Below are 14,055 nucleotides of genomic sequence, written 5' to 3'. Positions count from 1 at the left end.
TTGAGGAGGATTCAGGTGCACAGACAGTTCCGCTTCGGCGTGGGCCTCAACCCGGTCCGCTCGGCGGCCGAGCTCGCCGATACCGCTCGGCGATTGGAAGGCTACGGCTTCGACGTCCTGCATGTGCCCGACCATCTCGGCGCCCCGGCTCCCTTTCCGGTGCTGGTCGCTGCCGCCGCGGCCACCTCGACGATCCGGCTGGGCACCTACGTTCTCAACGCCTGCTTCTACAAACCGGCGCTGCTGGCCCGCGATATCGCCGACACCGACCTGTTGTCGGGCGGCCGGCTGGAGGCGGGCTTGGGCGCGGGGTACGTGCGCGCCGAGTTCGAGGCCGCCGAGCTGCCCTTTCCCGCCGCCGGCCGGCGGGTCGACTACCTCGAGCATGTGACGAGCTACCTGGCCACGCACCAGCCCGGTGTGCCCATCCTGATCGCCGGCAACGGCGACCGGCTGCTGACGGTAGCGGCCCGCCATGCCGGCATCGTCGGGTTGACCGGAGCGCGGGTGCGCGACGCCGAGGATCCGCTGGCCGAGCGGGTCGGCTTCGTCCGAGCGGCGGCCGGCGCCCGCTTCGACACCCTGGAGCTCAACCTGGCCATCACGGCGGTGCCGACCGGGCCGTCCGGGATACCCGATCTGTCGCTGACCCGCCGGTTCGCGCCGACGCTGTCCGACGAGCAACTGCTGGCCTCACCGGCCGTGTTGTCGGGATCGGTCCGCGAGATGGCCGACGCCCTGCGTGAACTCCGCAGCCGGTACGGGATCAGCTACTTCACCGTCCAGCAGCAACACGCCCAGGCCTTCGCCGAGGTCATCGCCGCACTGCGCTGACCAACGCCCACAGCGAACACACCAGCGCGCCCGCCACGGCGACCGCGCCGATGTAGAGCCCATAGCCGGCGGCGATCGGAGCTACGACGTTCACGCGGTAGTACCACACGCCCAACGCAGCGATCGCCACGGTGTCCAGCAGCGCGGCAACCGCGGCCAGTCGGGTGAACAGCTCCCGGGCGACCATCGCACCGGCCACCAGCAGGACGGAGGCCAGCAGAACGATCAGCTGGCCGACACCGAAGCGGGGCGGCAGCTCGATGGCGCCGGCACTGCCCCCGATCGCACTGGCATGCCCGCCACCGTGGGCCGTGGTGTGCAGCCACGGCAGCCAGGCACTGCCCGACAGAATCGCCGCGCACAGCGCGATCAGCCAACCGGGTCGCGAGCGAGTCATGTTGTGACACTAGCTCGCATCGACCGCTACACCGGCACCGTGGTCATGCCGCGCCAGCCGGCCGCAGCCACCGGCGCGCAACGGCATCAGTTGGGCGCGAAAACCGTGACGAACCTACGCAGCGACTCGTTGATGTCACTCTTGAGCGCGGCGGCCACCAGCACGCCGATCGGGCCGAACAACGCCGGCCCGCCCAGGTGCACGTCAAAACTGACTTTGGAGCCCTCGTCGGCCGGGGCGACCTTGGCGAGCAGCTTGATCTTCACACCGCCCTTGCCGTCGCCGTTGAGGGTCATGCCGGTGGGCGGCTTGTAGTTCACAATCGTCCACCTGACCTTGTTGAGCATGCCCTTGACCTCGACGATCGACTCCAGGGTCGTGCCCTTGTCGAGAGTTTCAGGCAGCACAGTTCGCCACACCCGGTGAATGGTCAGCCACTCTTTGTAGCGGGACAGATCCGAGGCGTGCGTCCAGGCCTCTTCGGGAGGCAGCGGGACGTCGATGGATCCGGAGAGCTTGGCCATGTCGTTCCTTTCCCCTTATCGCCCTTATCGCCCGGTCATTGTGGTCGTTGCCGACTCCCGCCACAACTTCGGCTGCTCACCGAGCATGCCGCCGCGGGCCCACCACATCGCTTCGATCACGGCGGCGCCGAGCACGCCGATACCCAGTGCCAACAACGTCAGCGCCACATTGGAGGGATCGAGCAGGAACTTCTCCCGGGTCAGGGGCATCGCGAAGATCGCCACGTAGGCCAGTCCGCAGCTGATGACCAGCAACAGCCGCCACCACTGATAGGGCCGGGCCACCACCGCCAGCACCCATCCCGCCGTGGTCAGCAACGTGATCAAGGCGCTGGTGGAGGCCTGAATCTGCTGGACCGGCGTGGCTTCGCTGCCGCGGTAGGCCACCAGGTAGGACGAGAAGGTGGCGATGCCCACCACGATGCCTGCGGGCAGTGCCCCGCTCATCACCCGGCGCACGAATCCGGGGTGGGCCCGCTCGTTGTTGGGTGCCAGCGACAGGATGAACGCCGGGATCCCGATGGTGAACCACGCCGCGACGGTGACGTGGATGGGCTGGAAGGGGTAGAGCAGCGGCTTGGTGCCGAACAGGGCCGATGCCAGCCCGACCAGGCCCACCAGCAGTGCCAGCAGTACCGAATACACCGTTTTGGTCAAGAACAGGTTGGCCACCCGCTCGATGTTGCCGATCACCCGGCGCCCCTCGCCCACCACGTAGGGCAAGGTGGCGAACTTGTTGTCCAGCAACACGATCTGGGCTACCGCGCGGGCCGCCGAACTCCCGGCGCCCATCGCGACGCCGATGTCGGCGTCCTTGAGTGCCAGCACGTCGTTGACACCGTCACCGGTCATCGCCACCGTGTGGTCACGCGACTGCAGTGCGTGCACCATGGCCCGCTTCTGGTCGGGGCGCACCCGGCCGAACACGGTGTGTTCCTCCAGGACGCCGGCCAGCTGGTCGGGCTCGGTGGGCAGTTTACGGGCGTCCACGGCGTCTGCGGACAGTCCCAGCTCCGCAGCCACCGCGCCCACCGACATCGCGTTGTCCCCGGAGATAACTTTCACCGACACTTCCTGCGCGGCAAAGTAATCCAAAGTATCGCGGGCGTCGGGACGCAGCTTCTGCTCCAGCACCACCAACGCCACCGGGGTCACGTTGCCGGGCGCGTCGGGGTGGTCGACCGGCTGGTCGCAGGTCCCCACCAGAAGCACCCGCAGGCCCCGCGCCCCGATCTGTTCGGCCTGTTCGGCCGCCGCCGACGAAGGTTCGAGCAGCACGTCCGGAGCCCCGATAACCCAGTTCCCGTGCTCGTGGAAGGAGACGCCGCTCCACTTGGTCGCCGACTTGAAGGGCGCGCATGCGCTCTGCTTCCAGCCCGGCGATGTGGGGAACGCGCCACCGATCGCCTGGATGCTGGCGTTGGGGTGCGAGTCGGCGGCGGCCAGCGCGGCCAGCGCCTGGTGCACCGGCAGGCCTTCGGCGCCAGGAAGTTCGACAACCTCGGCGACCCGCATACCGTTCTCGGTCAGGGTGCCGGTCTTGTCGGCGCAGACCACATCGACGCGGGCCAGCCCTTCGATGGCGGGCAACTCCTGCACCAGGCACTGGCGTTGCCCCAGTCGCACCACACCGACCGCGAACGCCAGCGACGTCATCAGCACCAGGCCCTCGGGGACCATCGGCACCAGGGCGCCCACCATCGCCAGCACCGACTCCCGCCAGCCCACGCCGGTGGTGAACAACTGCGTGTAGATGATCAGCAGGCCGGCCGGGATCAGCAGGTAGGTGATGAATTTCAGGATCTGGTCGATGCCGCTGCGAAGCTCGGATCGCACCAGCGTGAACTTGCTGGCCTCCTCTGCCAGCCTGGCCGCATACGCTTCCCGGCCCACCCGGGTGGCCCGGTAGGCGGCGCTGCCGGACACCACGAAGCTGCCCGAGAGCACCTGTTCGCCGCTGTCTTTACCGATCGGATCGTTCTCGCCGGTGAGCAGCGACTCGTCGACCTCCAGGTCTGCCGATTCGACGATCTCGCCGTCGACGACGATCTGATCCCCCGGCCCCAGCTCGATGATGTCGTCGAGCACCACCTGCGCGGGCAGCAGTTGCTGCGTCCCGGATTGCCTGCGCACCAGTGGTTTCGCCTGACCGACGATGGCCAGCTTGTCCAGGGTCTGTTTGGCCCGGATCTCCTGCACCATGCCGATGACGCTGTTGAAGAAGATCAGCAGCCCGAACAGCCCGTTGATCAGCGAGCCCGTGGTGAGCACGATGGCCAGCAGCACACCCAGGATGGCGTTGATCCGGGTGAACACATTGGCGCGGATGATCTCGGCGACGCTGCGTGCGGCCCGCGCCGGAATGTCGTTGGTCTGGCCCTGCGCGACGCGTTGGGCGACTTCGGCGTCGGTCAGGCCTTGGGCTGTTCGCGCGGTGGTCAACGGGTGAACCTTCCCAGCTCGTCGTGATCGAAGAATTCCAGCTCAAGGGTGTCCTTGGTGAACTCAGCCTTGGAAATGGTTCCCTCGGGCGCGTTTTCGCCCTGCAGGGCGAACGTGAAGGTGTCACCGTCGTAGTGGGTCAGCCGGAATCGTTGGCGTTGCGGTCCCAGCACGACCTCGAGCGCACCCTGGTCCTCGCGCACGGTGGCCGGCCCCCAGTAGGGGTTGGCGTACGTGCCGACGTACTCGGCCAACGGGCGGGCGGGCGCCGGATGCGCCGGCGGTTGCGCCCCGACCAGCGCACCTTCGGGCTGCAACATCGGCGCCATCGCCTGGCGGTACAGCGCTGCCCAGTCCGAGCGGATCTCGCCGTATTGGACCAGGTCCAGGAATTGGGCGATGAGGGTCTCCGGGACGCCGATCGGGGTGGCGTTGGTCAGCACGACGATGCCGACGTCCTGGGACGGCAGCGCCGCGAACGCGGTTGCCGCCCCGAGCAGGAATGCACCCGAGTGGCCGTACTGGGTACGCCCCGAGGAGGTGATCGACACGTTGAAGCCCTCGCCGTAGAAGCCGGGCCGGGCGGTACCGACTCCGGCGGGGGCACTGACGATCTGCGCGGTGATGGCCGGCAGCAGGGCCTGGGCTTCGATGATGTGGCTGCCGTCATGGCTTCCGCCGGCCAGCACCATGGCCAGCCATCGCGCCATGTCGTTCACCGACGAACTGACCCCGCCGGCCGGGGACTGGGCATCCGGATTGCGTTGATAGCGGGGCTGGTAGCCGTTGCCGACCTTGGTGTGGTTAACCGCGCGGTTGGGCCGTGCGAGAAAGTCGGCGTAGCGGGAGCTGGTCGACGCCATACCCAGCGGCCGATACAGCACGTCGGCCGACAGCTGCTCCCAACCGACGCCGGCGGCCGCGGCCACTGCCTCCGCGGCGGCCGTCAGACCGAAGTTGGTGTAGGCGTAGCTGCTGCGGAACGGGGCCAGCGGAAGATATTTGAGCCGCTCCAGCACCTCCCGGCGGCCGTACCCGAGGTCTTCGAGCCCATCGCCCGCATGATCGGGCAACCCCGACCGGTGCGCATACAGGTCGGCGATGGTGAGGTGTTCGGTGACGTAGGGATCCGACAGCTCGAACCACGGCAGCTGCGTCACCACGGGTGTGTCCCAGGCGACGGTCCCCGCACCGACCTGCTGGGCCACCACGGTGGCGCCGACCGATTTGGACAGCGACGCCAGCTGGAACACCGTGTCGGCGTTCACCGCATTGTCCGGCCCCGGCGTGCCGGTGTCGCGGACGCCGAATCCCCGCGCGTACACGGTCTTCCCGCCGTGCACGACCGCGACGGCCAGGCCGGGGATTCCGGTGCTGTCCAGCAGATCGCGCGCCAGGCCGTCGATCCGGCCCACCGCGGCGTCGACCCGCCCGGGCGGGATGTCCACGCCCGACACCTCGTTCGGCGGGGTTTCGGACAACTCACGCGGAGTCGCCACCGGAACGCACGCGGTCAGGGCAAGGGCCAGGACGGCGGCCCCGGCCGTGGCAGCCCACCTGATCATGGGGCTAGGACCTCCACCACGCCGTTGCGAGGGCCCCGGCCTGCACCCGGCCGCCGGTCCCATGCGGCGGTTCCAGCTTCGCCTCTCCTCCGTCGAGCCTCACTGAACCGCCGGTCCCATGCGGCGGTTCCAGCTTCGCCTCTCCTCCGTCGAGCCTCACTGAACCGCCGGGTTTGGGCACCGACACCGTCACCCCGGCGACGTCGGCAGCGGCGAGCAGCCGTTCCACCGGCTCATCCCATCGGTGCGGCGCCAGCCGGAATGTTCCCCAGTGAATCGGCACCAGCAGCCCCGGCGCCGAGCCGTTCAGGTCGAGGTGCGCCCGGACCGCCTCCTCGGGGTTCATGTGGACGTCCGGCCAGGCGCTGTTGTAGGCCCCGATCGGCAACAGCGTGAGGTCGAACGGTCCATGGTCGGCACCGATGCGGGCGAAGCTGCGGGTGTAGCCGCTGTCGCCGCCGAAGTAGACCCGGTGCTGTGGACCGGTGATCGCCCAGGATGCCCACAGCGTCTGGTTGCGCGTGAAGAACCGCCCGGAGAAATGCCGCGCCGGGGTGCAGGTCACGGTGAGCTCGCCGAGCGTGGTGTGCTCGTCCCAGTCGAGTTCGATAACCCGCTGCGCGGGGATGCCCCAGGCCCGCAGGTGCGCCCCGACGCCCAGCGGGGCGACGAACGGTGCCCGCTGACTGCGCGCGAGCGCGGTGACGGTGTCGATGTCGAGGTGGTCGTAGTGGTCGTGGCTGATCACGATCGCGTCGACCGCCGGCAGCGCCCCGATTCCCACCGGCGGGGGGTGCAGCCGCCGGGGCCCCACGGCGTCCGACGGCGAGCAGCGTTCGCTCCAGACCGGGTCGGTCAGAATCCGGTAGCCGTCGATCTCCACCAGCGCGGTCGCGTGGCCCAGCCAGGTGACGGCCAGCGGCGCGGCGTCGATCCCGAAGTCGGGCTCTTCGAGCGGTATCGGCGCGTCCGGCCGCCGTCCGTCGCGGTCGGCGAACAACTCGCGCAGGATCAGCCGCCGTTGTTCGAGGTCCATGTTGACCACCGAGGCGCGTTCCAGGTTGTGGAAGACGCCGTCGCGGTAGTGGCTCGACCGGCTGGCCACCGCATCGATGGCGCTGGGCGCCGCTCCCAGCGCGGCGGGTGTGCCGCGCAGGGCGCGAAGCGTCCAACCGCCAGCGGCCAGGGATGCTGTTGCCCCCGCCAGTCGAAGTGCACCGCGCAGCATGCCGTCGAGTCTATGGCGCTGACCCGCGTCCCCCGGTTCGGCCCGCGTTTGCCATCACCGCGTCGCGATCGCCGCCTCAGGCGCCCTGGAACTTCGGCGGCCGCTTCTGCACCCGCGCTACCTGCGCCTCGATGACGTCTTGGCTGCTCCAGGCCCGGTCGAACAGTTCCTTGTGGATCGGTTGCTGTTCCTCGTAGGCGCCGTCGTCGTTGAGCACCCGCTTGGCGTGCTGCAAGGCCAGTGGTGCCAGCCCGGCGATCTCATGTGCCCAGGCCTGCGCGTCGGCGAGGGTGCCCAGCCGGTTGGCCATCCCGGTCAGCAGTGCCGTCTCGGCGGTCAGCTTCTCGGCGGTCAGCATCATCGCCCGCGCCCGCCCGTAGCCGGCCAGCGTGGACAGCCGGCGGATGCTCCAGTTGTCCAACGCCAGGCCGTACTTGGCCACCGGGAACTGGAAGTACGCCTCAGGCGCCACCACTCGCAGGTCGCAGACCATGGCCAGCTGCAGGCCGGCGCCGATCGCCGCCCCGTTGATGGCACCGATCACCGGCACCGGTACGTCAGCGATGCTCTGGTGCAGGGCGAGCAGCTTGTCGGGGTAGTCCGCAGCGAAGGCGTCTCCGGACAGGTCAGCGCCGGCGCAGAACACCGTGCCCTGCCCGGTCAGCACGATGGCCCGGACGTCGTGGTCGGCCGCGTCCACGATGGCCTCGCGCAGTTCCGTGACGAGCTGGGAATTGAGTGCGTTGCGCCGCTCCGGACGCTGCAATTCGACAGTGGTGACGGCTTCGTCGCGGGTAACACCGATCATGGCATCCCAGCCTAATTAGGCTTTTGGTGTGAGCCGGACCGGGGCCGACGAACTGCGCGACGCCGTGTTGGACCGCGGCACGTTCCTCAGCTGGGACGCCGAGCCGCTGGCCATCCCGGTCGGTGCCGGCTACGCCGCCGAGCTGGCCGCCGCCCGCCGGGCCACCGGGCGTGACGAAGCGGTGCTCACCGGTGAGGGCCGGATCCACGGCCGGCGGGTGGCGGTGATCGCCAGCGACTTCGACTTCCTTGCCGGCTCGATCGGGGTGGCGGCCGCCGAGCGGATCACCGCCGCGATCCGGCGGGCCACCGCCGAGCGGCTGCCCCTGCTGGCGTCGCCGAGTTCGGGCGGCACCCGGATGCAGGAGGGCACCGTCGCGTTCCTGCAGATGGTGAAGATCGCCGCCGCGGTGCAGCTGCACAAGCGCGCACACCTGCCCTACCTGGTCTATCTGCGCCACCCCACCACCGGCGGGGTGTTCGCCTCCTGGGGTTCGCTGGGACACGTCACCCTGGCCGAGCCCGGGGCGCTGGTGGGTTTTCTGGGCCCCCGTGTCTACGAACAGCTCTACGGCGCGCCGTTTCCGCCGGGAGTCCAGACCGCCGAGAACCTGCAGGCCCACGGTGTCATCGACGGCGTGATCCCGGTGAAGTGGTTGCGGCGCATCTGCGCGCGGGCGCTGAAGGTGCTGCTCGACGATCCGGGCCCGGCGCCGGCGATGCCGGCGGCCGAACCGATTCCCGACATCCCGGCGTGGGATTCAGTGTGCGCGTCGCGGCGTCCGGATCGGCCGGGGGTCGGTTTTCTGCTGCGGCACGGGGCCACCGAGCGGGTCTTCCTGTCGGGCACCGGCAGCACCGAACGCGGCGCCACCATCCTGTTGGCGCTGGCCCGGTTCGGCGGTCAGCCGGCGGTGGTCCTGGGGCAGCTCCGCGGCGCGGACCGCCTGACCGATCCGGTCGCGCTGCGCGATGCCCGCCGCGGCATGGCGCTGGCCGCGGGTCTGCGACTGCCCCTGGTGCTGGTCATCGACACCCCGGGGCCCGCGCTGTCGGTGGAGGCCGAGCAGGGCGGCCTGGCCGGCCAGATCGCGGCGTGCCTGGCCGAGCTCGTCACGCTCGAGGTGCCGACGGTGTCGGTGCTGCTGGGTCAGGGCAGTGGCGGCCCGGCGTTGGCGATGGTGCCGGCCGATCGGGTGCTGGCCGCGTTGCACGGCTGGCTGGCGCCGCTGCCCCCCGAAGGGGCCAGCGCCATCGTGTTCCGCGACACCGACCACGCCGCAGAGCTCTCCGCCGCCCAGGGCATTCGTTCGCAGGATCTGCAGGCGCACGGGATCGTGGATGTGATCGTGGGCGAACACCCGGATGCCGCCGCGGAGCCGATCGATTTCGCCAAGCGGATGTCGCGGGCCATCGCCGTGGAGTTGCACGCGCTGCGCGCGGTGCCCACCGAGGAGCGGCTGGCGGCCCGCCTGCAGCGCTATGGCCGCATCGGGCTGCCGGACTGATCGTCGAGACCCTCGTGACCGCCGAGTCAGCCGGTGATCATCGCGACCGCTACGGCGGCCAGAACCATCCCGGCCACCTGGCGCGGGCGCACCCGCTCTCGCAGGACCGCGACCGCCAAGATCACCGTGGCCGCCGGGTACAGCGAGATCAGCACGCTGGCCAGCGACAGCAACGAGAGCTGCAGGGCGAAGAGCATGGTGACATTGGCGGCGGTGTCGAGCAGCGCGACCACGAAAGCCAGGCGCAGCGGCGTGCCGGTCGGCACCCGAAGGTTGCGGCTCAGCCCCGCGACCGCGATCACCAGCACGGTGGCCGCACCCCGTGCGAACAGCAGCGGCCACAGGCCGGCGTCCGCGGGGGTGCGATCCAGAAAGACGAAGTTGAGCCCCAGCGCCACACCCGAGGCGACGGTCAGCCAGACCACCCCGCGGGTCAGGCCCTGCCGCGTGGCACCGCCGTCGCCGGAATGCCAGCTGATCAGCACCACCGCTCCCAGGGCCACCGCGATGCCGGCGCTGGCAAGCAGCCCGGGCCGCTCGCCCAGAATCCGCCCGATACACACCGGCACGCTGGCGTCCACCACAGCGGCCAGCGGCGACACCACCGAGATCGGGCCGGCGGCCATGGCCGCATAGAACGACCAGATCCCCAGTGCCTGACTGAGCCCACCGAGCATGCCCAGGACCACGGCCGCCGTCGTGACCCGCCCGCCGCCGATCAGCGCGAGGATCCCCAGCATCACCATCGAGACCGGGGTGGACACCAGGACAACGCGGAGCGCAGCGACCCTGCGGGACGCGACACCGCCCACGAAGTCGCTGATCCCGAAACTGGTCGCCGAAGCCAACGCCAAGCCCTGCGCCGCCGGCGAGCCGATCACGCCGCTGCCCTGGCGGCCTCGGCAATCGTGGTGCCCTGAGCGTTCGATGTGACCATCACGGCGGTGAGCCTAAGTGGGTGGTGAGCCCGCGCACCGCGGCGTTTGCAAGATCTTTGCGGCCTGCGGGCCGATCTTTGCACGCCGTTGGATTCGAATTCGCCTGAATTTAATTTGCTGTCTCTGGCCCTGTCCCGGTGTTTTCGGCCAGGGACCGTAGCCAGGCGCTGTGAAGGGCGGCGTAGTGGCCCTCGGCCCGGATCAGCTCCCCCGGCGGCCCGTCCTCGACGATCCGCCCGCCTTCGATCACCAGAACGCGGTCGGCGATCTCGACCGTCGAGAGCCGATGGGCGATCACCAGGGCGGTGCGGCGGGCGAGCACGCTGCGCAGCGCCTGCTGCACCATCCGCTCGCCGGGGATGTCCAGCGCCGAGGTCGCCTCGTCGAGGATCAGCACCGCCGGGTCGGCGAGGAAGGCGCGGGCGAAAGCGACCAGCTGGCGTTGGCCGGCCGACAGTCGCCCGCCCCGTTGGGCGACCTCGGTTGCGTAGCCGTCGGGCAGCGCGGTGATGAACGCGTCGGCGCCCACGCCGCGCGCCGCAGCGGCCACCTGCTCATCGGTCGCCCCGGGGCGGCCGAACCGGATGTTGTCCGCGACGGTCCCGGCGAACAGGAAGTTCTCCTGGGTGACCATCACCACGTGGCGCCGCAGCGTCGCCTGGGTGAGCGCACGCAGGTCGACGCCGTCGAGTGTCACCGCTCCCGACACCGGGTCGTAGAACCGGGCGATCAGTTTGGCGATGGTGGACTTGCCGGCGCCGGTGTCGCCGACCAGCGCCACGGTCTGGCCGGCTGGGATGTGCAGCGATAACCCCGCCAGCACCGGCTGGCGATCCTGGTAGCCGAACTGCACCTCGGTCAACGCGATCTCACCGCGCACCGGCTCGGGCAGGCGGGCCGTCTGCGGGGCGGGTGGATCGGCGACCGTGGGTGTTTCGGCGAGCACACCGGCCAGCTTCTGCAGCGCTGACGTCGCCGAGGAGAAGATGTTGAGGAACTGGCTGATGTCCTGCATCGGGTCGAAGAACATCCGCAGATACAGCAGGAACGCGGTGAACGTCCCGATCGTCATGTGCCCGTGCAGGACCCGCCAGCCCCCATAGAGCAGCACCACCCCGGTGGTGAGGTTGCCGACCAGTTTGATGCCCGGACTGAAGATCGCGACCAGTTTGAACGCCTGCTCGTTGACCGCGCGGTAGCGGTCGGCGATGTCGGCGAAGGCCTGCTGATTGCGGTCCTCGCAGCGGTAGGCCTGGACCGCCTTGATCCCGGTCATGGTCTCGGTGAACTTCACGATCACCCGTGCGGCCTGCTCGCGGACCGCGGTGTAGGTCTTGGCGGACTCGCCCTGAAACCAGCGCAGCAGCACCACCAGCGCCGGGAAGGCGGTCAGACACATCAGGCCCAGGCGCCAGTCCAGCATGACGAGCAGCACCGCGGTGCCTGCCATCGTCAGCGCCGCACTGATCAGCCCGTCGAGCCCGGACTGCAGCAGCTCTTGGATCGCGTCGACGTCGTTGGTCAGCCGGCTCACCACGCGACCCGAGGTGTAGCGCTCGTGGAAAGCCACGTCCAGCTGCTGGAAATGCCGGAAGACCCGCCGCCGCAACGCCAACAGCACCTGCTGGCCGATCCTGCCCGACCACTGCAGGAACGCCATCCGGGTGCCGGCCTGGGTGAGCACCACCAGGGCGAGCGCACCCACGATGACGCCCAGCTCCCGGGTCGAGCCGTCCTGGGCGATCGGCGGGATACCCCGGTCGATACCGCGCTGGGCCAGCAGCGGCACGGCCAGCCGGGCGGCGTTTTCGACCACGACGGCCAACGCCAACAGCAGCGCCGCAACACGGTAGGGACGCAGCACCGACCACAGCAGCGCCCGCGCCGCCGCCCGGCCCGGCTCGGGTGTCACCGCCGTGCCCAGTCGACGAGGTGTTCGGCGCCGTCGTCGAGCTCGTCGTCGGCGGCCAGCAGCGAGCGGTAGCGCGGCACCCGGCGCAGCAGCTCGGTATGGGTGCCGACGGCAGTGATGGTGCCGTCCTCGACCAGCGCCACCCGATCGGCCAGCGCCAGGGTGGACGCCCGGTTGGCCACCACCACCCCGGTGATCGGCGGGCGGCCCGGACCCGCGGCGCCGCCCAGTACCTCGCGCAGCGCGGCGGTCACGGCGGCCTCGGTGTGCACGTCCAGCGCGGACAGCGTGTCGTCGAGCACCAGGATGGTGGGCGCCGCGACCAGCGCCCGCGCCAACGACAGCCGTTGACGCTGTCCGCCCGACAGGCTCATGCCCTGCTCCCCGATCCGGGTGTCCAGACCGGCCGGCAGGTCGTAGACGAAATCCGCGGCGGCCACCGCCAGGGCGCGGGCCAGCTCCGCGTCGTCGGCGTCGGGCCGGCCGAGCCGCAAGTTCTCGGCCACCGACATCGAGAACAGGGTGGGGTCGTCGAAGGCGGTCACCACCGCCGTGCGCAACGCCGCCAGGGTCAGCGTCCGGATGTCGCGGCCGCCGATGAGGATCTGCCCCTCACCGACGTCGTAGAGGCGCGACAGCAGCATCGCCAGCACCGACTTGCCGGACCCGGTGGCACCCACCAGGGCGACGGTCTCGCCCGGCTCGATCACCAGGTTGACGCCGCGCAGCACCCACGGCGCATCGGGTCCTGCCTCGCCGAAGCGGAACCCGACGTCGCGCAACTCCACCCGGCCCGACGGCGGCACCGGATCGTCGCCGCCGGTGATCTCCAGCGGCGCCCGGAATATCTCGGTGATGCGATCCGCGGCGGTCATCGCCTCATGGGTGGCCGACAGCAGGAAGCCCAGCGCCGACAGCGGCCAGATGAGCGACAGCATCATCGTGATGAACGCGACCAGGGTGCCCATCGTGACCAGGTGGTGCCCGGCGGCGTAGGCGCCGAACGCCACCACCAAGATCAGGGTGAAATTCGGGATCACCTCCAGCAGCGTCCAGAACTTCGACGACACCCTCACCTTGGCGACGCCGAGATCGCGCAGGGCGCTTGCCTGGGCGTCAAAGCGGGCGAAGACATGGTCCTCGCGTCCGAACGCCTTGATGGTGCGCACGCCGGCGGCGGACTCCTCGACCGCGGTGGCCACCTGGCCGGCCTGGTCCTGCGCCTGGCGCGTCAGCCGGGTGTACTGACGCCGGAAGTGCTGCACCGCCAGCATCACCGGCACCAGCGAGGTGCACACCACCACACCCAACGGCCAGTAGAGCACCAGCAGAATCACCGTCACCACCAGGATCTGCACGGTGTTGAGCAGCAAGAACAACGCGATAAACGACAGGAAACGCCGAACCGCGGACAGATCGTTCATGATCCGCGACAACAACTGACCGGACTGCCAGCGCCCGTGGAAGGTCAGCGGCAGCACCTGCAGCCGGGCGAACAGGTCCATACGGATGTCGGCTTCCACGCCCATGGTGGCGTGCGCGATCAGCCAGCGCCGGACGAACCACAGCAGCGCCTCGGTGACCCCGAGCGCGGTCGCCGCCGTGCCCAGCACCCACAGCCCCGGCTGGTCGCGGTGCAGCACCGGCCCGTCGATCACGGCCTTGGTCATCAGCGGAATCACCACGGTGGCCACCAAGCCGAGCACGGCCACCGTCACCATCGTGATCCACCGTGCCCGGTAGGGGCGCAGATAGGGCAGTAGGCTGCGCAGCGCCGAGGCCGAGGTCACGCAATCGACCCTAGAATGACCGCGGTCGCCCCGGGGCGCGCGAGTGCGGCGCGGCGGCGGGCGCCGTGAAACTGATCTCCGGCGCATCCCGCGCTCAGCGGGCGCGTTCA

At 69.9% G+C, this 14,055-nt stretch carries 11 protein-coding genes; 2 read left to right on the top strand and 9 right to left on the bottom strand.

Going from position 1 to position 14,055, the window contains the following annotated elements; genetic code table 11:
• The first annotated feature begins 15 nt into the window (after positions 1-15).
• A complete protein-coding gene (locus AWC02_RS08285) occupies positions 16-834 on the top strand; it encodes an LLM class F420-dependent oxidoreductase (RefSeq protein ID WP_085128304.1) in 819 nt (272 codons plus the stop codon).
• On the opposite strand, the gene AWC02_RS08280 is transcribed toward AWC02_RS08285, so the two are convergent.
• The 6 genes from AWC02_RS08280 to AWC02_RS08255 form a co-directional block, all read right to left on the bottom strand.
• The gene (locus AWC02_RS08280; RefSeq protein WP_085128303.1) at positions 815-1,231 is read right to left on the bottom strand and encodes a hypothetical protein; all 417 of its coding nucleotides are present in this window, start codon (positions 1,229-1,231) and stop codon (positions 815-817) included. The two genes, AWC02_RS08285 and AWC02_RS08280, sit on opposite strands and share 20 nt — an antisense overlap.
• A gap of 86 nt (positions 1,232-1,317) precedes the next feature.
• Positions 1,318-1,755 carry a type II toxin-antitoxin system Rv0910 family toxin gene (locus AWC02_RS08275; protein ID WP_085128302.1) on the bottom strand — a complete coding sequence of 146 codons (438 nt, stop codon included), beginning with the start codon at positions 1,753-1,755 and terminating at the stop codon, positions 1,318-1,320.
• Positions 1,756-1,779: 24 nt separating this feature from the next.
• On the bottom strand, positions 1,780-4,197 hold the full coding sequence (locus AWC02_RS08270; protein ID WP_085128301.1) for a cation-translocating P-type ATPase: 2,418 nt from the start codon (positions 4,195-4,197) through the stop codon (positions 1,780-1,782).
• A complete protein-coding gene (locus tag AWC02_RS08265; RefSeq protein ID WP_085128300.1) occupies positions 4,194-5,762 on the bottom strand; it encodes a serine hydrolase in 1,569 nt (522 codons plus the stop codon). The genes AWC02_RS08270 and AWC02_RS08265 overlap by 4 nt, the downstream gene beginning before the upstream one ends.
• 4 nt (positions 5,763-5,766) lie before the next feature.
• Positions 5,767-6,990: an MBL fold metallo-hydrolase gene (locus AWC02_RS08260; protein ID WP_109560927.1), complete on the bottom strand. Its 1,224-nt coding sequence runs from the start codon at positions 6,988-6,990 to the stop codon at positions 5,767-5,769.
• Between the two features lie 76 nt (positions 6,991-7,066).
• On the bottom strand, positions 7,067-7,798 hold the full coding sequence (locus AWC02_RS08255; protein ID WP_046320020.1) for an enoyl-CoA hydratase: 732 nt from the start codon (positions 7,796-7,798) through the stop codon (positions 7,067-7,069).
• Between the two features lie 28 nt (positions 7,799-7,826).
• Here AWC02_RS08255 and AWC02_RS08250 point away from each other — a divergent pair, with 28 nt between their 5' ends.
• The gene (locus AWC02_RS08250; protein ID WP_085128299.1) at positions 7,827-9,305 is read left to right on the top strand and encodes an acetyl-coenzyme A carboxylase carboxyl transferase subunits beta/alpha; all 1,479 of its coding nucleotides are present in this window, start codon (positions 7,827-7,829) and stop codon (positions 9,303-9,305) included.
• 26 nt (positions 9,306-9,331) lie between these two features.
• On the opposite strand, the gene AWC02_RS08245 is transcribed toward AWC02_RS08250, so the two are convergent.
• From AWC02_RS08245 to AWC02_RS08235, 3 genes are all read right to left on the bottom strand, one after another.
• Positions 9,332-10,186, bottom strand: coding sequence for a DMT family transporter (locus tag AWC02_RS08245; RefSeq protein ID WP_085128298.1), 855 nt, complete (start codon positions 10,184-10,186; stop codon positions 9,332-9,334).
• A gap of 166 nt (positions 10,187-10,352) precedes the next feature.
• Entirely contained in the window at positions 10,353-12,155 is a 1,803-nt protein-coding gene (locus AWC02_RS08240) for an ABC transporter ATP-binding protein (RefSeq protein ID WP_237160386.1), read from the bottom strand.
• The gene (locus AWC02_RS08235; protein WP_085128296.1) at positions 12,152-14,032 is read right to left on the bottom strand and encodes an ABC transporter ATP-binding protein; all 1,881 of its coding nucleotides are present in this window, start codon (positions 14,030-14,032) and stop codon (positions 12,152-12,154) included. The genes AWC02_RS08240 and AWC02_RS08235 overlap by 4 nt, the downstream gene beginning before the upstream one ends.
• Positions 14,033-14,055: the final 23 nt, after the last annotated feature.

Source organism: Mycolicibacter engbaekii (assembly GCF_002101585.1).
Lineage (GTDB): Bacteria > Actinomycetota > Actinomycetes > Mycobacteriales > Mycobacteriaceae > Mycobacterium > Mycobacterium engbaekii.
Note: the sequence above shows the minus strand (reverse complement) of the source record. Positions and strands in the feature narration are given on the sequence as shown.